The sequence below is a fragment of the Wenzhouxiangella marina genome (genome assembly GCF_001187785.1).
Lineage (GTDB): Bacteria > Pseudomonadota > Gammaproteobacteria > Xanthomonadales > Wenzhouxiangellaceae > Wenzhouxiangella > Wenzhouxiangella marina.
In genome coordinates this window covers 255,161-278,396 of sequence record NZ_CP012154.1, presented here as the reverse complement: position 1 = coordinate 278,396, position 23,236 = coordinate 255,161, and the positions used below count along the sequence as shown (strand labels likewise).

The 23,236-nt window shown below is 66.9% G+C and carries 17 protein-coding genes; 10 read left to right on the top strand and 7 right to left on the bottom strand.

What is annotated here, in order from left to right; genetic code table 11:
* Window positions 1-2,460, top strand: a complete 2,460-nt coding sequence (locus WM2015_RS01090) for a serine/threonine-protein kinase (RefSeq protein ID WP_049724301.1) — start codon at window positions 1-3, stop codon at window positions 2,458-2,460.
* 117 nt (window positions 2,461-2,577) lie between these two features.
* Entirely contained in the window at window positions 2,578-5,127 is a 2,550-nt protein-coding gene (locus WM2015_RS01085; RefSeq protein WP_049724300.1) for a right-handed parallel beta-helix repeat-containing protein, read from the top strand.
* Here the strand turns inward: WM2015_RS01085 and WM2015_RS01080 are convergent.
* Window positions 5,102-5,608, bottom strand: coding sequence for a winged helix-turn-helix transcriptional regulator (locus WM2015_RS01080; RefSeq protein ID WP_082169333.1), 507 nt, complete (start codon window positions 5,606-5,608; stop codon window positions 5,102-5,104). The two genes, WM2015_RS01085 and WM2015_RS01080, sit on opposite strands and share 26 nt — an antisense overlap.
* A 242-nt stretch (window positions 5,609-5,850) precedes the next feature.
* Between WM2015_RS01080 and WM2015_RS01075 the strand changes: the two genes are divergently transcribed.
* Window positions 5,851-6,468: a glutathione S-transferase family protein gene (locus WM2015_RS01075; protein WP_183971460.1), complete on the top strand. Its 618-nt coding sequence runs from the start codon at window positions 5,851-5,853 to the stop codon at window positions 6,466-6,468.
* Between the two features lie 96 nt (window positions 6,469-6,564).
* On the top strand, window positions 6,565-8,748 hold the full coding sequence (locus WM2015_RS01070) for a tetratricopeptide repeat protein (protein WP_049724298.1): 2,184 nt from the start codon (window positions 6,565-6,567) through the stop codon (window positions 8,746-8,748).
* 7 nt (window positions 8,749-8,755) lie between these two features.
* On the opposite strand, the gene WM2015_RS01065 is transcribed toward WM2015_RS01070, so the two are convergent.
* Window positions 8,756-9,841, bottom strand: coding sequence for a serine hydrolase domain-containing protein (locus WM2015_RS01065; protein ID WP_049724297.1), 1,086 nt, complete (start codon window positions 9,839-9,841; stop codon window positions 8,756-8,758).
* 108 nt (window positions 9,842-9,949) lie between these two features.
* The gene (locus tag WM2015_RS01060) at window positions 9,950-10,402 is read right to left on the bottom strand and encodes a hypothetical protein (RefSeq protein ID WP_049724296.1); all 453 of its coding nucleotides are present in this window, start codon (window positions 10,400-10,402) and stop codon (window positions 9,950-9,952) included.
* A 188-nt stretch (window positions 10,403-10,590) separates the two neighbouring features.
* Here WM2015_RS01060 and WM2015_RS01055 point away from each other — a divergent pair, with 188 nt between their 5' ends.
* A complete protein-coding gene (locus WM2015_RS01055; RefSeq protein WP_049724295.1) occupies window positions 10,591-11,427 on the top strand; it encodes a dienelactone hydrolase family protein in 837 nt (278 codons plus the stop codon).
* The gene (locus WM2015_RS01050; protein WP_245609791.1) at window positions 11,414-11,896 is read left to right on the top strand and encodes a TspO/MBR family protein; all 483 of its coding nucleotides are present in this window, start codon (window positions 11,414-11,416) and stop codon (window positions 11,894-11,896) included. Before WM2015_RS01055 ends, WM2015_RS01050 begins: the two co-directional genes overlap by 14 nt.
* A gap of 415 nt (window positions 11,897-12,311) precedes the next feature.
* On the opposite strand, the gene WM2015_RS01045 is transcribed toward WM2015_RS01050, so the two are convergent.
* The 4 genes from WM2015_RS01045 to WM2015_RS01030 form a co-directional block, all read right to left on the bottom strand.
* The gene (locus tag WM2015_RS01045; RefSeq protein WP_049724294.1) at window positions 12,312-15,449 is read right to left on the bottom strand and encodes an efflux RND transporter permease subunit; all 3,138 of its coding nucleotides are present in this window, start codon (window positions 15,447-15,449) and stop codon (window positions 12,312-12,314) included.
* Complete coding sequence (locus WM2015_RS01040) at window positions 15,449-16,513, bottom strand: efflux RND transporter periplasmic adaptor subunit (protein WP_049724293.1); 1,065 nt, start codon at window positions 16,511-16,513, stop codon at window positions 15,449-15,451. The genes WM2015_RS01045 and WM2015_RS01040 overlap by 1 nt, the downstream gene beginning before the upstream one ends.
* Before the next feature lie 74 nt (window positions 16,514-16,587).
* Entirely contained in the window at window positions 16,588-17,397 is an 810-nt protein-coding gene (locus tag WM2015_RS01035) for a 23S rRNA (adenine(2030)-N(6))-methyltransferase RlmJ (protein ID WP_049724292.1), read from the bottom strand.
* Window positions 17,398-17,406: 9 nt separating this feature from the next.
* Window positions 17,407-19,464 (bottom strand): alpha/beta hydrolase family protein, encoded by a 2,058-nt coding sequence (locus tag WM2015_RS01030; protein ID WP_245609790.1) that lies wholly within the window; start codon window positions 19,462-19,464, stop codon window positions 17,407-17,409.
* A gap of 121 nt (window positions 19,465-19,585) precedes the next feature.
* Between WM2015_RS01030 and WM2015_RS01025 the strand changes: the two genes are divergently transcribed.
* The 4 genes from WM2015_RS01025 (at window position 19,586) to WM2015_RS01010 (ending at window position 23,182) form a co-directional block, all read left to right on the top strand.
* Complete coding sequence (locus WM2015_RS01025; protein ID WP_049724291.1) at window positions 19,586-20,383, top strand: phytanoyl-CoA dioxygenase family protein; 798 nt, start codon at window positions 19,586-19,588, stop codon at window positions 20,381-20,383.
* 68 nt (window positions 20,384-20,451) lie between these two features.
* Window positions 20,452-21,141 carry a response regulator transcription factor gene (locus WM2015_RS01020; RefSeq protein ID WP_049724290.1) on the top strand — a complete coding sequence of 230 codons (690 nt, stop codon included), beginning with the start codon at window positions 20,452-20,454 and terminating at the stop codon, window positions 21,139-21,141.
* Window positions 21,141-22,520 (top strand): HAMP domain-containing sensor histidine kinase, encoded by a 1,380-nt coding sequence (locus tag WM2015_RS01015; RefSeq protein WP_049724289.1) that lies wholly within the window; start codon window positions 21,141-21,143, stop codon window positions 22,518-22,520. Before WM2015_RS01020 ends, WM2015_RS01015 begins: the two co-directional genes overlap by 1 nt.
* 101 nt (window positions 22,521-22,621) lie before the next feature.
* The gene (locus WM2015_RS01010) at window positions 22,622-23,182 is read left to right on the top strand and encodes a Spy/CpxP family protein refolding chaperone (protein WP_049724288.1); all 561 of its coding nucleotides are present in this window, start codon (window positions 22,622-22,624) and stop codon (window positions 23,180-23,182) included.
* The last annotated feature ends 54 nt before the right edge of the window (window positions 23,183-23,236 follow it).

Below are 23,236 nucleotides of genomic sequence, written 5' to 3'. Positions count from 1 at the left end.
ATGAGCCGTGCCGATGACTTCCATGCCCTCACGGCCGAGCAGTGGAAGCAGCTGGACGAACAACTCGATCAACTGCTCGAACTCGAACCCGACGAGCAGGCGCGTCGGCTCGAGCGCATCGCCGATCGCGATGCCGCCACCGCCGAACGGCTCCGCCAGCTGCTTGACAAGGAAGGCCAGGATGCGCGTCTGGACCACCATCTTAGAAACGCGCTGAGCTATCTGGCCGAACAGGCCCCGACACCGTCCGGCACCCGAATCGGCGCCTGGCGATTACTGAGCCGCATCGGCAGCGGCGGCATGGCCGAGGTCTACCTGGCCGAGCGCGCGGACGGCGCCTTCGAGCGGAAGGTCGCCCTCAAGCTGCTCTGGCCCGGCCTGAACAGCGAGCAGGCCGCCGAGCTGGTCGGACAGGAGCGACGCATGCTCGCCGCCCTGGACGATCCTCGCATCGCCGCCCTGCTCGACGGCGGTCTGAGCGATGAGGGTCGACCCTGGCTGGCCATGGAATACGTCGATGGACAGCCGATCAGCGAGCGCTGTAGAAGCCTCGGCCTGGACCTGAGCACGCGCCTCGGCCACTTCAGACAGGTCCTGCAGGCCGTCGGCCTGGCGCATCGGAAGCTGATCGTGCACGGCGACCTCAAGCCCGCCAACGTCCTGCTCACCCGATCCGGCCAGGTCAAGCTGCTCGACTTCGGCATCGGTCGCATGCTCCAGCCCGATGCGGGCGTGCTGCAGGCCGGACCGGGCTGGAAGGCGATGAGCCCCAGCTGGGCCAGCCCGGAGCAGCATCGGGGCGAGGCGCCGAGCCCGGCCAGCGACATCTTTCAACTGGGACGCCTGCTGCAGGCCATGGCCGAGGATTGCAAGCCGGACGGAAAACGGCGGCGACGCGAACTCGAAGCGATGATCGAACGCGCCACTCGGGCGGATCCTGAGCAGCGCTATCTGAGCGCGATGACGTTCCTCGGCGACGTGGACGCCTTTCTGGCCCACCGCCCCCTGCTGGCCATGTCCGGCGGGCCCGGGTATCGAGCGCGCTGTTTCCTGACCCGGCACTGGGCTTCGATCGGCCTGGCCGTGTTCCTGGTCCTTGCCGGCTCGACCCTGCTCTCGCAGCAGTGGCTGCAGAGTCGCGAGCTGAAGCAGCGCCATGCGGCCATGGAAGCGATGCTCGGCTATCTGCAGGACTTGCTCGAACAGAGCAATCCTCACCGGAGCGACGGCACTCCGCTGGTCTCGGGTGCGTTCCTGGAGCAGGCCTCGGCCCAGCTCGACGAGCGCCTGGGCGGGCAGCCGGAAGCGCAGGCACGCATGCTCAACACCCTCGGCAAGATCCACCTGGCCCGGCACGAACTGCTGTTGGCCAGACAGCGCTACAACGATGCCCTGTCCCTTGCGCACCATCACGAGCTCGAGGACATCGAGGAGCGCAGCCTGGACGGACTCGCCTCGATCGGCATCTGGACCGGTGACTACGCGGAAACCGAGCGCCTGCTCCGCGAGCTGGTCGTCCGCCGTTCCCGAGGAGACACGGTCGCGAACAATCTGGCCGGTGCGCAGCTCAGGCTGGCCGACCTGCTCCATAGCCGCGGCGACTACCCGAGCGCGCTGGCCCTAGCGAGAGAGGCCGCCACAAGCCGTCAGCGGCCCGTCTGGTCGGACCGCGTCATCGGCATGATCCTGCGCGACCAGGGCCGATTCGCCGAGGCCGAGGAGGCACTGCTCGCCGCCTATACCCTGGAACAGAGCCGACCAAGGCCTCGACGGGCCACCCGGGCCGAGCTGACCGACCACCTGGCCATGCTGCGGATGCACCAGGGGCAACTGGCCGAGGCCGAGCAATTTCTCAACGAGTCCAGCCGCCTGCGTCGGAGCTTTCTCGGCGCCCAATGGGACGGCCTGCTCTGGAGCCGACACTGGGAGGGCGTATGGGCGCTGGCGAACGGGGATAGTGATCGGGCGGCCGAGCTGCTCGATCTCGCCGTGGCCGACTACCAACGCTATTTCGGCGAGGACAGTCATCTACTGGCCTTCGCGCGCTCGGACCGGGCCTGGGCGGCGCTGGCCCAGGGTCGTCTGTCTGCAGCCCGGGAAGGCTTCGAAGCGGCCGCTCGGCGACTGGAGCGGATGCGCTCTTCGGGAGAACACCCGCGCCTGGCCGAGCCGCTGCTGGGTCTGAGCCTGGTGCATCTGGCCACAGACCGGCCGGACCGGGCGCAAGCCAGCGCGGAACACGCGCTGGGCCTGCGCAACGGCCTGCCCGAAGACTCGGTCGGGGCCATGGCCTGGCGGGCGAATGCCTGCCGGATCCTGCGCATGAGCGGCGGCGACTGCCCGATGCCGACGATGGCCTCGGCCGCGCCACAGGGCCTGGACGCTTGGCGTCTGTCGCACGCGATCGATGGCCTTTGCCAGGGTCCGGCGCGAACGATGGCCTTCTGCGAAACGGACTGAGACCCGGTTCCGCCTGGCCGTGGGCGGCCGCCGCCCGGGGCATCGAATCCATCATTGCCTGGCGGCCCGCGAAGGCGCCTGCGTATTTCCCTGCTGAGTCCCCCTCTGGTGCGCCGCATGGACAAGCCGAATTCGAAACCCTTTCCCGTCGTTCTGTCCCTGCTGCTCGGCCTGCTCGGGCCCTCGCTTCAGGCCGCCGATTTCGTCGTCGACAACCCGCTGGACCTGGTCGACGTCGCGCCGGGTGACGGACTCTGTGACGCCGGCCCGGCCGTGCCGGGCCAGCCCTGCACCCTGCGCGCGGCCATCATGGAGGCCGAGGCCAACGGCGAAGCGGACCGCATCCTGATCAGCGAAGGCCTCAGCATCCAGCTCGGCCTCGCCGGGGCCGGTGGCGCCGAGCTCGGGGACCTGAACATCGGCACCGAGATCGAGATCGCCGGCTACCTAGGCGAGCCGCCGGGCAACCCGGCCCTGCTTCCGCTGATCGACGCCACGGGCCTGGGCGACCGACATTTCGCGATACTCAACGGCCAGCTGAGCCTGCGCGGCTTGCGCCTGCAGGGAGGCTCGACCGGTACCGAAGGCGGCTCGATCTTCATCGCCGGCAACGACAACAGCCGCCTATCGATCGAGCACAGCGTCTTCCAGTTCAATAGCGCGGGCTCGCGGGGCGGCGCGATTCACATCGGCGGCCTGGCAACGGTCACCATCGTCGACAGTCAGTTCTTTCGCAATGACGGCGGCGGCGCGGGCGCCGGTGCCATCAGCGCCCAGAGCAGCAGCCAGGTTCGGATCGAGCGCAGCAGCTTCCTCGATCACCGCGGCGATATCGGCCTGTTCCCCCAGCTGGCCTCGACCATCAGCGTGCTCGGCCAGGCGCAGCTCAGCCTCCTCGATTCCACCCTGGACGGGACGCTGCTCCGTCCTCCGATCCCCGATCTGGCCGCCAATAGCGGCATCGTGGTCTTCAGTGAGGCCTCACTGACCGTTCGCAATGCCACCATCAGCAATTTCGCCGAGAGCGCCATCGTTCTTCACAATCTGGAAGGCCAGACCCGGGTCCGCATCGGCAACAGCGTGTTGCAGTCCGGAGTTTCCGCCTGTCGGGTCTCGGGCGCCGATCCAGGCGCCGTGGACGTGTCGATCGCCTTCAGCCTGATCGAACACCAGGATGGCTGCCAGCCCTACTACCTCGAGAGCGTGCGCTCCGGGGTGGCGGAACTTGCGCTTCTGACCGACGACCCACCGCCGCGGCTGACCTTTTCGCGCCCCCCGGCCGGCCCCCTTTCCAATGTCGTCGACCGTGGCTGGTCCGTCGATGAAACATCGATCGAAGCCGATCTGCGCTGCACGTCGAGCGACCAGCGTCAGAACCCGCGACCTCTCGACGGCAACCTCGACGGCGAGGCTCGCTGCGATCTGGGCGCCGTGGAGGAAGCGCCGCCCGAAGCCTTCGTAGTCAACCACTTCGTCGACGACCTGACCGACGACCTGCCCGGGGACGGGGTCTGCGCAACGGTCGATCAACCCGGCCTCGGTCCGGTCTGCACCCTGCGCGCCGCCGTGATGGAAGCCAATGCCCTACCCGGTCTGCAATTCGTTACCTTCGAGCCTTCGGAAACGCCCGTCGTGCTGAGCTTGCCCGTGGTCGGGCCGATCGGCGGCCCCCTGTCGATCACCGATGCCCTGGCCATCGAAGGTCGCCTGTCGGACGGACGGCCGGCCACGTGGATCGAAGGGCAGATGACCGGCGAGCGCCTGTTCGTGATCCAGGCTGGCGGGCACGCGATCCACCTTCGAAATCTCGGGATGAGCGGGGGTGACGCCAGCGGGCAGGTGGGTGGTGCCATCGTCGTGGCCAATGGCGAGGTGAACCTGCGGCGCTGTGAACTGGTGGGCAACTACGCCGGCTCCGGCGGGGGAGCGCTGGCGGTGATCGGCGGCTCGCTGAACGTCAGCGAATGCGACTTCGACGGCAATCAGACCGACAATGCGGGTGCCGCCGCGTTCAGCAACGCGGGATTGCTGAGCATCCATCAGTCGAGCTTCAGGAACCATCTGGGTCTGCGGGTCGACGGTTCGGCCATCCCGGTGATCCAGCTCCTGCCCGATGTTCGCGCCTTCATCAGCAACGCCACCTTCAGCGGAAACCAGCTGGCGATCGAGGCAGACCAGCCGGATCTGCTCTTCCTTCATCAACTCACGCTGGCCGATCAGCTCTCGGGGGGGCTGGTGATCGATCTGCTACTGGGCAATGAACTGATCCTGAGCAATAGCATCATCGCCAGCCCCGACTCGGAAGTGGCCGATTGCCTGATCAGCGGGGTCGCGCTCGCCGACACCCGGATCGGCCAGCTGCTCGACAGCGATGGCAGCTGCGTCACGCTGGCCGATCAGGGCCTGACGGCCGACCCACGGCTACTGCCGCTGGACCGGCCGGCGGGTCGAATCAGCTTGCAACGGGCGCCCAGCCTGACAGCCGGAGCCGTGTCGCCGGCCATCGACCGAGCGGCGATCGAAAGCTGCAGCGGCTGGACGGATCAGTACGGTCGCCTCCGTCCCCGGGATCTGCCGGAGCAGGCCGACATCGAGGGGCCCTGCGATCTCGGCGCCATCGAGGTGATCGGAGACGCCATGTTCAGTGATCGTTTCGAGTTGCAATAAGGCCCGCGCGGCTCAGGCGAGCGAGCAGTTCGGGATCGGCATCCTCGCCGGGCACCATGCTCAGGTCCTCGATGCCCAGGACTCGACCGTCCTGGGCCCGGACGCTGACCGGGGCCACGTCCTTGCCGGTCCTGCGCTCGACGAAGCGAACCGCACAGTCGGCGTCGCAGAGGTGCTCGCCCGACCACTGGGCCAGAGCGATCAAGGCCGGCATCAGCGCCCGACCTCGCTCGGTCAGTCGGTAGTCGACCCGGCGTCGATCCTCGGGGTTGGGCTCGCGGCTGAGCAAACCCGCTTCGACCAGCTTGCGCAAGCGGTCGGCAAGGATATTGCGGGCGATGCCCAGGCTGGCCTCGAAGTCCTTGAACTGCTGACAGCCCCAGAAGGCTTCACGCAGCACCAGCAGGGTCCAGGGTTCACCGATCAGGGCCGTGACTCGGGCGATCGGACAGTTGCTATCGAGAGGATCGGATCTTGACATGGGGACAGTCTGGCAAATTGAGTTGCATTTTGCAACTGGATCGCGTAAGCTGAATTTCCAGTTTCATTTTGCAACCGAAAACAGGAGCATCCCATGTTGTACTCGGACCAGGGTTCTCGCCACACGACGCGCCGCTTCCTTGCCCTGCTGGTAGTCTTCGGACTGCTGGCGGGCCTGGGCTGGATGGCCTAGTAGGCCACGCGGTAAATTGGCTAACCCTCTGCATGATCAAGGAGCCTGACATGTCACTGATCCTCTATACCCACCCGCGCTCACGCGGCCGCATCGCCCGCTGGATGCTTGAAGAATGCGGCGCCGACTACGAGGTCCGCGTGCTGGAGTACGGCACCTCGATGCAGGCCGAGGAGTACCGCCGGATCAACCCCATGCGCAAGGTCCCGGCGCTGGTGCACGATGAGCAGGTCGTCACCGAGACGGCGGCCATCTGCGCCTACCTGGCCGATGCCTTTCCCGAGGCGGACCTGGCCCCGGCAACGAGCCAGCGCGGCGCCTACTACCGCTGGCTGTTCTTCGCCGCCGGCCCCCTTGAGGCGGCGATCGTCAACCAGGCCCTGGGCGTCAAGCTGTCGGTCGAGCAGCAGGGCTTCGTCGGCTATGGCGAACTGTCACGCGTGCTCGACACCCTGGACACCCGACTCCAGACGAGTCCATGGCTGGCCGGCGACGACTTTTCGGCCGCCGATCTCTACGTCGGCGCGCAGATCGGTTTCGGCCTGCAGTTCAATACGATCGAGGCGCGACCCGCGTTCACGGACTACTGGGCCCGACTGACCGCTCGCCAGGCCTATCAGCGCGCCAATGCCCTTGACGATCAGCTGATGGCCGACGCCGAAGGCTGATTCGACGCCGCTCCCGGGCGGGCTTCCGCCGCGGGGGCAAAGCGGGCGACCGCGCGGTAGAATCCGGACAAGGCGGATTCGAGGACGACAGCGGGCATGCGAGGGTTTCTCCAGCAACTGCGCCGGCGGAAGGTGCTACAGAGTCTCGCCGCCTATCTGGTGGCGGCCTGGCTCATCGTCCAGGTGCTCGACGTGGTCGGCCCGGCCGTCGGCCTGGGCGATGGAGCCATGAGCCTGGCCGTGATGATCCTGGCCATCGGCTTTCCGATCGTAGCGCTGATTTCCTGGTTCTTCGAAATCTCCGCCGAGGGCGTGCGACGGGAACGCGAAGACGCAGCGGCCGAGGCGCCCACGGCCAACCCGGTCTTCAACTACGTGATCATCGCCATGCTGGTCGCCGCTCTGGGCGTGTCCCTGCTGTTCCGGACGACGGGACCGGAGCCGAGCGAAGATATCGAGACCGTCCCCATGACCCTGGCCGTACTCCCCCTGCAGGCGATGGGTGAGGAAGCCGGCCAGGCCGGCTTCGTCGACGGACTGCACGACGATCTGCTGACCATGCTGTCAAGGATCTCCTCGCTGCGGGTGATCTCACGCACCTCGGTCATGCGCTTTGCCGATGGCCAGCAATCGATTCCCGAAATCGGCCGCCAGCTGGGGGCCGGCAGCATTCTCGAGGGCAGCGTGCAGCGCAGTGGCGACCGCATCCGAGTCAACGTCCAGCTGATCGACGCAAGCTCCGACGAGCACCTCTGGGCCGAGATCTTCGAACGCTCCTTCGATGCGCGCGCGATCTTCTCGATCCAGCGCGAGATCGCGCGGGCCATCGCTCAGCAGCTCAGCCTGGCCCTGACCGGCGAAGACGAGGAACAGCTGCAGCGCCAGCCGACCGACAACTCGGAGGCCTATGCGGACTTCCTCCTCGGCCGCCAGCGCATGGCCCGACGCACCAGCGAGTCCCTTACCGACGCCGAGGCGTTCTTCCGCCGGGCCATCGGCCACGATCCGGCCTTTGCCGACGCCTGGGCCGGCCTGGCCGAGGTGATCATTCTCCAGCACGACTACGCCGGACTGGATCGGGACACCATGCAGACGAGCGCCATGCGGGCGGTCCAGCGCGCCCTGGAACTGGCGCCCCAGCTGGCCAGGGCGCACGGCATCCTCGGGGAGCTCAGACGCTCGACCGATGACCTGCAGGGTGCGGAGGAGTCCTTTCTTCGCGCCGTCGAACTCAATCCCAACGATTCCCTCTCCAGCCACTGGTTCGGCAACCTGCTCTACAACCAGGGACGCGCTCCGGAGGCCCTGGCCTGGTACCAGCGCGCGCAGACCCTGGACCCGCTCTCGGTGACGGTCAGCAATGTGCTGGCGCAATGCCTGCTGACCCTGGGGCAAACCGAAGCCGCCGCGGCCCAGTACGAGCGCAGCCTGGAGATCGACCCGGACTTCGTCGCCACCTACGCCCATCTGGCCCAACTGCAGCGCTTCGGCTATGGACGGCCCGACGAGGCGGTTCGCCTCCTGTACCAGGCCTACACGCGCGACCCCGGCCACAGCGAGTACCCCGCCCAGCTCGCCGAGGCCCTGCTCGAGCTGGACGCCCGGGAGGCGGCCGCCCGCTGGGCGGAACGGGCCACGGACCACGCCGCCGACCACTGGTGGCCGTCGCGCGCGGCCATCCTGGTCGCTCTGGCCAGCGGAGATGCCGACGCCCTGTCCACCGCCCTGGATGGCTACGGTGCCAACCTCGGCGCGGCCTGGCTGACCCTGGTGGCGCGACGCGACCTGTTGCTGGCCACGGGGCAGGCGGACACGGCGCGGCAGCTGTTCGTCGAAGCCGTTCCGGACTTCTTCGCCGAGCCTCCCGTCGTCAGCGACCACGATTACTATCTGGCGCCCGCGCTGGCCGTCGTGTTGCAGGCCGTGGACGAGCAGGACCGTCGCGCTGATCTGCTCGAGGCCGCATTGGACCGGATTGCCCAGATGCGTCTGGCCGGCTTCGAGGACTTCGATATCGCCGAGGTGGAAGCCCTGGCCATGCTCGGCGAGCACGCCGAGGCCATTGCACTGCTCGAAGCCCGACTGGACCTCCATTGGCTGAACCTCTGGTGGTACGCCTTCGATGGCCCCCACCTGGCGGCGCTGCGCGAAGAACCCGGCTTTCAGGCCTTGCGTACCCGCATCGAGGAGCGCATGCATCGCTTGCGCGACGGGCTGAACGAGGCCCTGCTGACCCCGCCCGAATCCACGACCACGATGGATGTACAGACTGCACCCTGATGGGGGATCAGGGTTGCAGCACCTCCCGCCAGAATTCGGTGGTGATTGCATTGAGCGCCGGCGTTTCGGCATTGAGGAGCACGGCAAGGCCGATCTGCAGCTCGCGTGAGTAGGCGACCTCGGCCACGAATCCGCTGACCCAGCCGCTGTGCAGATACAGGGTGTGCTCGCCGATTCGATAGACGCGCCAGCCCAGCGCATAGTGGGCATCATCGAGCAGATCACGCCAGCCGCGCCGGCGAAGCTCGCGTTGCGTTCGCACCCTGGGCTCGGTCAGCCAGCGAAGCTGCTCCGGATCGATCACCTCCGGCCGGTGACCGAGTTGAGCGATCAGCCACTGTCCCAGATCCAGGGCGCTGGCATTGATGCCGGCCGCGGGAGCGACGCGATAGTAGTTGGCGTTCACCTCGGTCGTTCGCCAGGGCAGAAGGCGACTGGAGCGGATGTGCGGGCTGGCCCGGTTGCGGCTGGCCCGGTAGCCGGACAGACCCGTCGAGGCCCGTTCCATGACCAGGGGCTCGAACACGCGTTCCTGCAGCAATGCCTCGTAGTCACGTCCGACGGCGCGCTCGATCGCCGGTTCGATCAGGGAAAACAGCACGTTCTGGTAGGTGTAGCAGCGCCCGGGCGGACAGAGTGACTCGACGCTGGCAAACTGCGGCAGGATTCGTTCGAGGGGCTGGCTGGCATCGAGCAGGTTGTCGTAGGCATTCGGCACGATGCCGGCCGACTGGCCGAGCAGGTGCTCGATGCGCAAGGCCTCGGCGTGGGCGGGATCGGCCAGGGAGAACTCGGGCACTCGGGCGACGATCGGCTCGTCCCAGGCCAGCGCGCCCTCGGCCACCATCAGGGCGGCCAACTGCGCCGCAAAGGTCTTGGACACCGAGGCCAGGCGGAAGACCGTCTCCGGCGTGACCGGATCGGGCCGATGCTTCTCGCGCAGACCATGACCGGCGGCCTGGATGATCGCGTCACCGGCGACGACGACGTAGGCGCCACCCGGCACGCCGTCGTCGGCCAGCAGCTCGGCAAAGCGGGCGTCGAAGGCGGCCAAGTCCGGCTCGGCGGCCTGGACCCACCCTGCCGCTGCCACGGCACTCCATACCAGGAGCGCTTGCAGGAATGACCTTCGGATCGGGACGGGGATTTTCATCGGCCGGCGATTATAGGCCGACCTGCCCTCGACGCCGTTGACGTCGCCTCAGCTCAGAACACGGCGCCGGACCATGGCGCGCGCATAGAGCACGAGCAGTATGGCGACCACGGCAATGACCGATGACATGATCACGCCGACCGACCCCATGATTTCCATCCCGTTGCTGAAACCGAAGTTGTGAACGCTGGTGACGAGCATCGCCAGCAGGGACAGCAGGAACAAGGGGTAGGCGAAGCGGCTTCGAAAAAGGAGGGCCAGCGAGGCGGCCACGGCGGACCAGATCGCGATCGCCCAGGCGGCGGTCAGCCAGGCCGGGAAGGAATGGAAGAACTCGAGCTGGGCCTCCGTGAAGCCCGCCATATGAGATTCGATCGGCAGCTGGGTGGCCAGATAGTCGAAGGCACCGTAGCCGTTCCAGACCAGCGCCAGCACGGCAATCAGCCAGAGATGCCACGGCGTCGGCGCGCGCGAGCTGAAGATTCGGGTGTCCTTGGTCATGGCAATGTCTTCCTGGGTCCTTGTCTGTTCGGGACCACGCCAGCTCGCCAGCCGCTCGCTACCATGCCGCAGACGAGAACGATTTGCAAGTCATTAGCCCGACCGCAGAATAGCCCGAAGCGCCGTTGACGGCGAGGGCGCATACTCTTGACCTCGATCACCCTCTGCCCACGGAGTCCCGCATGCCCATGAAACCGCTTCGAGCACTCGCCACCCTGCTCGCTCTGCTTTCTGCCATCAGCAGTCAGGCCAGTCCCGATGATGTGATGATGCAGGCGATTTCCGGACAGGCCGGCGAGCCCACCGGGCAGGCCGTCCACTACTTCGACGCCGATCCGGAAACACGGGGCTATCTGGCCCTGCCCGAGGGCGAGGGCCCGTTTCCCGCCGTGATCCTGATCCACGAATGGAACGGCCTGGTCGATCGCATCCGCCAGACCGCCGATGCCTTTGCCGCGCACGGCTACATCGCCCTGGCCGCCGACCTCTACTCCGGCCGCACCGGCTCGAACCGGGAGGAGAACATCGCCCTGGTTCGGGAAGCTCGATCCGATGAGGCCACCATCATCGCCAACCTGAACGCGGCGGTGAACTGGCTGGAAACCCATACACCGAGCTCCGGCAAGGTGGCGACCATCGGTTGGTGCTTCGGCGGCGGCATCGCGCTCAGCTATGCCCTGGGTGGTGAGCACCACGACGGCACGGCGATCTTCTACGGCTCATTGCTCGACGACCCCGAACGCATGAGCCACATCCATCACGAGGTCTACGGCACCTTCGCCGAAAACGACCGCGGCATCCCCGTGGAGCAGGTCGACGCCTTCGTGGCCGCGATGCGAGAAGCCGGCATCGAGAACGATGTCCACATCTACGACTCCGTCGAGCATGGCTTCTGGCTGCATACGGAACGCGACCCGGCGAACAATCGACCCGCCGCGGCGCACGCCTGGGAACGGCTTCGCGCCTACCTGAACCGCACCCTCGATGGCCCCGACCCCGCGGAGACCGGCCATGAACACCACTGAATCTCGCCCGGGCCCACTGGCTGCCTCGGCCATGCTGGTGCTGTTCCTGCTGCTGAGCTTCTCGGCGGCGGCGACCGGCTATTTCTTCCCGCCGGGAGAGTGGTATGCCAGCCTGAATCGGCCGAGCTTCGCCCCGCCGAACTGGCTGTTCGGCCCCGTCTGGACCACGCTGTACGTGCTGATCGCGGTGTCGGGCTGGATGATCTGGAAGCGGGCGGGCTGGCGTTCACCGCTGCTCGCGCTCTGGCTGGTGCAGATGGGCCTCAACGCGCTCTGGACCCCGCTGTTCTTCGGCATGCACCTGCTCGGTTGGGCTCTGATCGAAATGGGCCTGCTGTGGATCGCGATCGCGGCCTGCGTGATGCGCTTCCGGCCGGCCTCGACCACCGCCAGCTGGCTATTGATGCCCTACCTGGCCTGGGTGAGCTTCGCCTTCGCGCTGAATCTCGGCTTCTGGTGGTTGAATTGATCCCTTCCATTCACCGTCGAATTGCCGGCGATGCCTGAGGCCTCCGTGCGTCGGATTGTCGGTGGCCAATGCGCCATCTCGCCGTCGATCTGACGGAGAAGCCTGGCACATGGACCGTCGGGCGCGTGGGCCCGACCTACGACTCTGGTGCTTGGATCGATCCCTTCCATTCACCGTCGAATTGCCGGCGATGCCTGAGGCTTCCGTGCGTCGGATTGTCGGTGGCCAATGCGCCACCTCGCCGTCGATCTGACGGAGAAGCCTGGCACATGGACCGTCGGGGGTGTGACCCCGACCTAGAATTCCCTGCCTCCGTCATCACCTCGTCGTGTCGAGGCCCCACGTAGGTCGGGCCCACGCGCCCGACGGTCGATGCTCTGGCCTTGACCGTGGTTCGAGACGCCTCGGACGATGATCAGGAAGCCCAGCGCTCCCGCAGCTTCAGCAGGCTGACCAGCAGGGCCGGCAGGAAGGTCAGGGTCACGAGGGTGGCGAACAACAGACCGGCCAGGACGACCACGCCGACACCACGATAGAGCTCCGTCCCCTCGCCGGGGATGAAGACCAGCGGCGCCAGTCCGAACAGGGTGGTGATCATCGACATCATGATCGGGCGAATCCGGGTGGCGACGGCTTCGCGGACGGCCTCGACCGGATCGCGGGTCCCGGTGCGAAGATTGGCCAGGGTGCGATCGACGATCAGGATCGGGTTGTTCACCACCACGCCCAGCAGGATCAGGAATCCGAGCATGGTGATCATGTCGAAGGGCTGGCTGACGGCCGCGCCACCGATCATCGGTAGCAGCGCACCCAGGCCGTTGAGCAGCGCCAGCCCGCCGATCCCACCGGCGATGCCCAGGGGCACGGCGGTGAGGATCACCACCGGCCAGCCCCAGTGGCCGAAGATCGCCACCATCACCAGGAAACAGAGCAGGATCGCGACCAGGTAGTTGCTTCCAAGGGCTGCCCGGGTTTCCATCAGCTGATCGCTGGCACCCGAGATATCCAGGCTCATGTCATCGCTCAGATGGCCCTCCGAACGCAGCCAGTCGACGACCTCGGCCTGGACGGTTTCCAGCGCACTTTCCAGGGCCACGGAGCGCGGCGGAATGATGTTGAGGGTCACCGTACGGCGGCCGTTCAATCGACGAATGGCGTCCGTGTCGACGGTCTCGACCACCTCGGCCAGGCTGCCCAGGGGCACCACGCCGGCGCCGGGCACGTAGATCGGTAGCGCGTCGATGCGGTCGAGTTGTTGCTGGTTGCCGGCCTGGCTGAACAGGAAGATATCGATCTTGTCGTCGCCCTGGAAATACTCGTCGACGAAGGCGCCGTCGGTCAGGGCCGCCACGGCAAAGCCGATGTCGCTCGCGCTCATGCCCATTTCGGCCGCTCGGGTCCAGTCGGGCCGGATTTCGACCAAGGGCTGGTCCAGAGAGAGCGAAGACGGCGAGGACCCCAATCGAGGGTTGTCGAACAGGGTCTCGGCTCGCGCATAGGCCAGGCGGGCCACGCGGTAGATGTCGACCAGATCGCGACCGGTGATATCCAGGTTGACGCTGCGCGTACCGCCATCGTTGCTCGAGATGATCGAGCCGCGAGCGGCAAAGGCGCGCATCCCGGGAAACTGTCGGTAATAGTCGGTCAGCACATCCATCAGGGCGTTGATCTGCCCCGGATCCACGGTTTCGGCAAGCACGCGGATGTTGCTGGTCGACACCGAGAGCGACAGGTAGGCGAGGGCCGGGACCGGCACCTCGCCGCGCTCGTAACGTGCCGGATCGTCACCCACGAAGGGCAGCAGGTAGGCTTCGACCTGCTCACCGATCTCCTGCATCTCGGCCAGGTTGTACCCGGGTGGCGCGATCATGCTGGCGAAGGTCTTGGGCTCCTCGCCCTCGGGCAGGTATTCAGCCGGCGGCGTCAGGGTCAGGATGATGCCCAGCACGGCCAGCACGACCACGGCCAGGGTCGTCAGACGGCGTGCACTGCTGTCGATCAACCAGGTCACGGCGGCCAGGATGCGATCGCGCAGCGCATGACCATGCGCGCGGCCTGCATCGCGCACGCCGAAGTTCAGCCGCGCGCTGAGCGTCGGCACGACGGCGATGGCGACCAGCATGCTGGCCAGGATCGAGGCCGAGATCGCCACGGCGACATCGGAATAGAGCTGACCCGCTTCCTGCTCGATGAAGAAGATCGGGGCAAAGACCAGGACCGTGGTCAGGGTCGAGGCCAGCACCGCCGGCCAGACCTGGCGCACCCCGTCGATGGCGGCGGCCAGCCGGTCCAGGCCCTCGCGTCGCCGACGCTCGATCGCCTCGAGCACCACGATGCTGTTGTCGAGGGTCATGCCCACCGCGAAGGCCACGCCCGCCAGGGAAATCACGTTGATCGTGCGGCCGGCCGCCAGCAGGCCGAGAAAGGCGGCAATGGTGCAGATCGGCACGCCCACCACGCCCACCACCGTGGCGCCCAAGGAGCGCAGGAAGAAGAACATCACCAGGGTGGCCAGGACTGCCCCCAGGATCAGGTTCTGCCAGACGTTGGCGACGGAGGCCTGTACGTAGCGCACATCATCGCTGGACAGGCTCATGCGCAGACCCGCCGGCGCCAGCACCTCGCGATTGATGTCCTCGACCACCGGCAACAGCGCGCGCTTGATATCGATGACATTGGATCCGGGCTCGCGATTGACCGCAATGGTCATGCTCGGCTGGCCGTTCGCATAGGACAGCTGACGGATTTCGTAGTAGCTCAGTTCCACCTCGGCCACATCCGACAAACGCACCAGGCTGTCGCCCTGGCGGGCAAGAATCAGGTCCTGAAGGTCTTCGAGCCGATCGAAGCGGCCGATGGTGCGAAGCAGGTAGCGTCGCTTGCCCAGCTCGACGTCACCGGCGGAAATGTCGCGGTTGCGGGCGCGGATGGCGCTGCGGACCTCGTCCAGGGTGAGGTTGCGCTCGGCCAGGGCCGCCGGGTCGATCAGGATGCGGACCTGGCGTTCGGCACCCCCCCAGATGTTGATCCTCGACACGCCCTCGACGCGTTCCATGCGCGGCCGGACATTGTCATCGAGAAAGTCGTACATCAGGCGCACGTCCAGATCGAGCGGATTGCCCTCGAGCGGGACGATGCGGAAATACATGAAGGAGTTCTGCGAGAAGGAGCTGGCCTCGAGGCTGGGCTCGTCGACGTTCTCGGGGTAGGACGGCACCTGGCTGAGTGCGTTGTTGACCCGGATCAGCGCCTCGTTGATGTCCGTCCCGAAGGGAAACTCCAGGTCGATCCGCGCGCTGCCGTAGCTGGCCGTGGAGATCATCCGCTCGAGGCTGGGAATGGCGCGCAGGTAGCGCTCCTGCTCGATCAGGATTTCCTTTTCCACGTCCTGGGGCGTCGCACCCGGCCAGCGCGTTTCCACGCCGATCACCCGCACCTCCAGGTCGGGGATCATCTGCACGGGAATGCGCAGCGCGGCGAGCACGCCCAGCACCGAGACGATCAGCACCGCCACCGTGACGATGATGCCGCGCCGAACCAGGGCTTCGAACATCAGCGCGGCTCCTCGACGACTCGCACCACTTCGCCTTCGCTCAGGACTTCATTGCCGCGAACGACCACGCGGGCCTCGGCACCGAGCTCCTCGTCCAACTCGACCTGGTCGCCGAGAAAGCGACGCACGGTGACCGGCCGCTGGCTGGCCCGATCGCTGCCCACGGGCACGATCCAGACCGTGGTCGAGCCATCGGGATAGCGCAGCAGGGCATCCCGCGGCACGAGGGTTGCCGCCTGATCGCGCTTCAGATCCACCTCGACCCGTGCCGACATGCCCGGCATCAGACTCTCACCGCGGTCATGGACCAGCAGGCGCAGCAGGAAGGTCCGCGCCGTCGGATCGCTGACCGGGACGCGCGCCTGGATTTCCGTTTCCAGGGGACGGTCGGGGGCCACATCGGCATGGGCGCGCACCAGCGCCTCGCTTCGACCGAGCTCGGCCCAGTAGCGCTGCGGAACCTGGACATCCAGCCAGAGCTCATCGACCCGGACCAGCTCGAGCACCGGCACCCCGGGACCGACCCATTCACCCCGCTCGGCCAGACGCGCCGCGATCACTCCGCTGAATGGCGCGTCGAGACTATGCCGCCGCAGGCGCTCCTGCTCGGTGGCAAGCTCGGCCTCGGCACGGGCCAGGCCGGCTTCGGCCAGCACGGCCGCGGATTCGCGTGCTCGCACTTCGGTGTCGGGAAGGAACCGATCACCCACCAGGCGTCGCCCCTCCTCGGCCAGACGACGGGCCTCGTCCAGCGCCGCCCGGGCCTCGGCGCGAGCGGCTTCGGCGCGGGCCACCTCGAGTTCGGCCAGATGGGCATCGAGCTGGAGCAGGGTCTGTCCCTCCTCCACCCGGTCGCCCACGTCCACCTCGAGCTCGGCGATCAGCCCGGCCACCTGGGGCGAGAGTCTGGCGGACTCCCGGGCGACCAGATTGCCCGAGAAGCGAAGCGTCTCGACGCTCTCGGCGCGAACCGGACGGACCACGCTGACCGGGGTCTGGGCTTCGACCCACCCGGCCAGCAGGCAGAGAACGGCGCTCAGGCCGGCCCCGAATTTGATGCTCATGGATTCACTCCCTGCTCCCCATCGAGAGCCTTGCATTCCCAAGCCGTCCGGCAAGATACCGCCGTCGACATCAATCACACATGATGAACCGTGCCGCCAAAGCCCTTCCGGGTCAGCTCGATCAGGCGCTCCCGAGCCCGGTAAGGGGGATTGATCACGACCATGCCGCAGCCATGCATCCGGCCGAGGCGCTGCTCGGGGGGAAATTCGACGTACAGATCGAGCCAGGCCTCCGGCCCGAGATCCAGGGACTCGCGCAGCGAATCGATGGGCAGGTCACGACCCTCGATCTGCGGGTACCAGATCAGGTAGACCCCATGCGCGAAGCGCCGCAGGGCCTGGCGAAGCGCCTTGCCCATCGTGTCCAACTCGTCGCGAAGCTCATAGGAGGGGTCGATCATGACCAGGCCGCGACTCGTTGCCGGCGGCAGGTGGCGCTGCATCGCCTGGTAACCGTCCCCGGCCTCGATCTGCACCTGGGCCTGACCGGCAAAGCAGGCGGACAGGGCCTGCTGCTCGGCCGGGTGCAGCTCGCAAAGGACCAATCGATCGACCGGGCGCAGCAGGCCGGCGCTGATCAGCGGTGACCCCGGGTAGATCCGCAGCCGGCCATCCGGATTGTGGACCCGGACCTGATCCAGGTAGTCCTGCAAGGCCTCCAGCCCGACGGAGTCGTTCCAGAGACGGGCGATGCCCGGCTCGAACTCCCGGGTCTTCAGGGCCCACTCCGAGCTCAGGTCATAGCGGGCCGGGCCGGAATGGGTATCGATGATCGTGATGCCGGCCGGCTTTTCCTGCATCGCCCGAACGAGCGCGATCTGGACGGCGTGCTTGAACACATCGGCCGGATTGCCGGCATGAAAGCCGTGACGATAGCTGAGCATGGTCGGGGGTCAGCCCTGGTCCTCGGAGCCCGTATCCTCACCGGCATGCTCCTCGAACCAGTACAGGATGTAGGCCACCTTGGCCATCAGGTTGCTCGGCCGGCGATAGATGGCATGCGGTGCCTCTGGAATGCGCACCATCGCCGTATCGATGCCTCGCAGCTTCAGGGCCTGGTAGTACTGCTCGGTCTCGGAGATCGGGGTCCGGTAATCGGCTTCGCCGGTCATCAGCATGGTCGGGGTGGTGACATTGCCGACCAGGGAAATCGGCGAGCGTGCCATGTAGTGCTCCTGGTGCTCCCAGGGCGGGCCCGGGAACCAGTACTCGGTGAAATAGGCATAGGCATCGGCACTGAGCACGAAGCTGTACCAGTTGATCACCGGCTTGACCGACACGGCGGCCCGGAATCGATCGGTCTGACCGACGATCCAGGCGGTCAGGACGCCCCCGCCGCTGCCGCCGGTGACATAGAGCTGCTCAGGATCCACGTAGCCGCGCTCGATCACCGCGTCGACACCGTCGATCAGATCGTTGTAGTCCTCGCTGGGATAGTCGTGGTGGATCAGATTGGCGAAGTCTTCGCCATAGCTGGTACTGCCACGCGGATTCGTATAGAGCACCACATAGCCTCGCGCCGCCATCAGCTGCAGCTCCATCGCGAAACCCGGTCCATAGGTGGTGTGCGGTCCGCCGTGGATCTCGAGGATCAGCGGCCACCGCTGCGAGGGGTCGAAACCCGGCGGGTGGATGATCCAGCCCTGCAGCCGCCGGCCGTCGACCGAAGACTCGTACCAGAACTCTTCGACCTCACCGAGTTCGTGATCGGCCAGGAAATCCCGGTTCAATTCGGTCAAGACGCGTACCCGATTCCGCTCCAGCACGGCCACCTCGGCCGGGCGCTCGCTGCTGAGGTGGGTGAAGGCGATCAGGCCGCTGGCGCCGACGCTGAAGTCTCCACCGCTGTAGGGGCGACCATAGGACATGCCACCCAGGGTGTCGGTCAGTACCTCGCGGCGCCCGTTCAGGCGCTGCCGGGCCAGCAGCCCGCGACCTTCATGGTCATAGGCGATGAGCAGCGAGCGACCATCCGGGTCCCAGGCGAAGTCGTCGATGCCTCGATCGAGGTCCTCGGTGAGATTGCGAATCTCACCGCCGTCGAGTTCGCGGACGTAGAGCCGATTGGCCTGGTAGGACAGCTTGCGGTCTTCGAAGCCGAGCCAGGCCAGGCTGCGCCCATCCGGTGACAAGCGAGGGCGGGCATGCGGTCCACGCTCCATGTTCAGGCGCTCCAGTTCACGGGTCGCCAGATCGAGGCGGTAGATATCGCTGATCTGGGGCTCGCGCTCCGCATTGCCGGAGCGATTGGCGGTCAGCAGCAGGGCCTGGCCGTCGGGCGACCAGCTCAGGTCGCCGTGGTGGTAGGGGCCCTCGGTCAATTGACTGGGCGAACCGCCCTCGGCCGGCAGCAGGTAGACGTGTCGCCAGCCGGCGTCGACATAACCCGCGCCGTCGGCTCGGTAGAACAGGCGATCGATATAGATCGGGTCCGGTGCCCAATCGGCACCTTGCGGACGTCCCGGAAGCTGGACGGGCAGGCCGTCGGCTTCGGGCGTGTGCATGACGAAGGCCAGCCAACGTCCGTCGGGCGACCAGATCAGGTTCGATGCCCCCCTCGGCAGATCGGCCAGGCGCACCTCGCGCCCGCTGTCCATCCAGCGCACGAAGATCTGCCCGCCCGAGGTGTAGGCCAGGCGGGTCCCGTCCGGTGACCAGCGCGGGGAGGAGACGGAACGATCGCGAGAGGTGAGCGGCTCGAGATCGGAGCCGTCGGCGTCCATGATCCAGAGCATGGAACGAGCCCGGTCCGACTGCCGATCCATCCAGATCCGCTCGAAGACGATCCGCTCGCCATCGGGCGAGGGCCGAGGATCACCGGCCAGCTCCAGATCGAAGACATCGTCCAGGGCCAGCGGCGCGCGGCCCTGCGCCAGCGGCGATAGCGCCAGCAGGCCCGCGAGGACAAGAACGGGAGCGATCGGGAGCTTGAAGCTTGTGGTCATGGTCATTCTCACTGGAGATTCGAGCGGGATGGTTTGTTCATTATGCGCCCGCTCGGGTCACGGCGTTGACGAGGGCGGGCGCAGCGCGTAGTCTCCGGCCAGCCCAATGCATGCAGGACCCATCGCCATGGCACTCACCCGGGAACAGATCGAACAGTTCCAGCGAGACGGATTTCTCTGTCTGGACCTGGGCCTGGATCCTGCCCAGACCGAGCGCATCATCGTCGACGTCGCGCCCCACTATCCCCCGGGCGATCTTCACGCTCAGGCCAATGGCACGCGGATTCAGGATGCCTGGACCTTCAGCCAGGCCGCGCGGGATCTGGCCCTGCACCCGGTCGTTCTCGACGCCCTGCAAACGCTCTACGGGCGGAAGGCGCTGGCCTTCCAGACCCTGAATTTCCCCGTCGGCACCCAGCAGCGCACCCATTCGGACACGATCCACTTCAACAGCGAGCCTGCCGGCTTCATGGCCGGCGTCTGGGTGGCGCTGGAAGACATCGACGAGGAGAACGGCGCCCTCGTGTACTACCCGGGCAGCCACCGTCTGCCGGAGCAGACCATGCAGGACGTCGGCACCGGCATCGGTTACGAGCACTACCCTGACTACGAATCCCACATCGAGGCCCTGGTCGAAGGCGAAGGGCTCGAGGCGCAGCGAGCGCGCGTGTCGCGCGGCCAGGCCTTCATCTGGCACGGCAATCTGTTGCACGGTGGGGGCAGCCACCCCGACCGATCTCGCACGCGCCACAGTCAGGTGACCCACTACTTCTTCGAAGGCTGCCGCTACTACACGCCGATGAACTCCACGCCGGACAAGCGCCAGTGGCGCGAACCACAATGGATCGGCGAGCCGGCCCGAAGCCAGCAGGCCGGACTGGTGAGCCGCATTCTGAGAAGAATCAAGCGTCAGCTGGGCGGCTGAGCTCGCACCGAAACCGATCGCAACACTTCGTGACCCAGCCACGGTCGGCTCGGCGCTATGCTTGAAGCATGGACCCGACCGATCGCATCCTGATCATCGACGACGACCGCGAACTGGGCAGCATGCTGGCCGAGTTTCTGGGCGGTGAAGGCTGGAGCATCGAGCTGGCGCATGACGGTCGTGCCGGCCTCGAGGCGGCGCTGTCCATGGAGCCCGCCGCCGTCGTGCTCGACGTGATGCTGCCTGGCATGAGCGGCTTCGATATCCTGCGCAGCCTTCGACAACGCTCTGCCGTACCTGTGATCATGCTGACCGCGCGCGGCGAAGAAACCGATCGCATCGTGGGCCTCGAGCTGGGCGCCGACGACTACCTGCCCAAGCCCTTCAATCCGCGCGAGCTGGCCGCTCGCCTCCGCGCCATCCTGAGGCGCCGTCCCGGCCCGGCCGAAGAGCCAACGGCGGAGTTCAATGGTCTGAAGTTCGACCGGGCAGCCCGCCGCGTCAGCCTGGATGGGGCGCCTCTGCAGTTGACCGGCGCCGAGTACGCCATTCTTGAACAGCTGGCGGAATCGGCAGGCACGGTGGTATCGAAGGACCAGCTCTGTCAGGAGGCGCTCGGGCGCGAACTGCTGCCCTACGATCGAAGCATCGACACCCACATCAGCCGTCTGCGCGGAAAGCTCGGCAACCTTCCCGACGGTGAGCCTCGCATCCAGTCGGTCCGCGGCCGCGGCTACGTTCTGGTCAGTGGCGTCTGATGCTTCGCCTCTACTGGCGAATCTTCCTGGCCTTCTGGGGCGTCATCCTGATCAGCATCATCGGCACGGTGGTGTTGAACCTCCAGTTCGACGAAGCTCGCCAGGTGGCCGGCGAGAACAGCCAGCGCGCCGAGCGTTTCGCTGCAGGCCTGCGCGTCCGGGCCGAGCGGATTCTGGATCGAGGCGGCCCCTCCGCCCTGGCCGACTGGAGTCGCCAGCAAGGACGGCGGAGTGAGCGCATTCGACTCCTGGTGCTCGACGGCCAGGGCCTCGAAATCAACGGACAGGCCTGGCCACGGAGCGCGGCCCCGGTCGTACGGGCCTGGCGCGAAGGCCGAACCCTGCCCCCGCCCAGCCCGGAGCAACGCCATCGCCTGGAGCTGGATCACCCCGTCCATGGGCGCTTTCTGCTGCTGGTCATCGCGCCCCCACCGCACCTGCTGATTCGATGGTTCGGCCCGCTGGGCCTGCCGGGCCTGTTCGTCGTGGCGCTGCTGGCCAGCCTGCTGATCAGCCTGCTGCTGGCCCGAACCCTCACCCGACCGATCGAACAGATCCGATCCAGCGGCCAGGCCCTTGGACGCGGGGAGCTCTCAGCCCGGCTGCCTGAACGTCTGAGCGGCCGGCGTGACGAACTGGGCGAGTTGGCACGGGATTTCAATCGCATGGCCGAGCGCATCCAGAGCCTGCTGGAGAGCCAGCAACAGCTGCTGCGGGACGTCTCGCACGAGCTCCGCTCGCCGCTGGCCAGGCTGCGCGTCGGACTCACCCTGGCCGACGATGCGTCGGATCCGAAAAGCCGCGCCCGCCATTTCACGGCCATGGAGCGTGATCTGGAGCGACTCGATCACCTGATCGAGGAGATTCTGCGCTACGCCCGCCTGACCCAGGCGCCCGGCATCGAGATGGAAACCCTCGATCTGTCGGAGCTGGTCGAATCCGTGGTCGAATCGGCCCGCACCGAGGCAATGCCGGAAGCCATTCGAATCGACTACCAGGGACCGGAGCGATTGCCGATCCAGGGCAATACGGAACTGCTGGGGCGAACGGTCGAGAACCTGCTTCGCAATGCGCTGGCCCATTCCCCGACCGGGGGCACGATCAGCGTGATCCTGGAGTCCGGCCCGGAGCAGGCCGACTTGAGCATCACCGACCAGGGGCCCGGCGTCCCGGAGCGCCAACTCGAGAGTATTTTCGAACCCTTTGTCCGCCTTAGCCCGGAGCGCGGCGAATCGGGCCGCGGGGGTGGCATCGGCCTGGCCATCGTGCGAGCGGCCGTCGAACAGCACGGCGGGCAGGTTCGAGCGCACAATCGCGTCGAAGGGGGCCTGCAGGTCGACCTGGTACTGCCCCGCGCCAGCGCCCGTGACACTTCTTGACCAAACGCCACGCCACGCCACCCAACGTTGCGCGCCCGGGCGAGATCATGGATCCGTCGAATCACGACATGCATCTTCCGATCAAGCCAAGGAGCAAACGCATGAACACCGTCTTCCCCATCCTCCGCACCGCCATCATCGGCCTGGCCATCGCCACCCTGAGCGTGCCGATGGCCTTCGCCCAAGCCGACCCGAGTCGACACCTCGAGCGCATGAGCCAGGAGCTGCAGCTCAGTGATCAGCAACGAGCCGACATCGAGGCCCTGATAGAAGCCCATCGGTCCCGGATGGACGAGCTGGGACTCGACCCCGAGACCCGCCGCGAAGGCCGGGCCGAGCGCCACGCCCTGATGCAGGAGATCCGCGAAGTACTGACTCCCGAGCAGCAGGCACAATGGGCCGCTGGCCGCGAGGAACGTCAGCGCCATCGCCAGGAGCGCGGTGGCCGACGCGGCTTCCTCCGTGCCATGGAGGGCCTGGACCTGAGTGCCGATCAGCGCCAGGCCATCGAGGCTCTGATCGAAGCGCAGCGGGGCCAGGAGCATGCCCAGCGCCAGGCCTTCATGGATGAGGTCAGGGCCATCCTGACTCCGGAGCAATGGGACGCCTTCCAGGCCCGCCGTGAATCACACCGAGCCAACCGCGGGCGAAACGGCGGCTGATCCTCGCCCGCTCCGTCGGCATCGGCCCGAGCCACGCGGCTCGGGCCTTTTTCC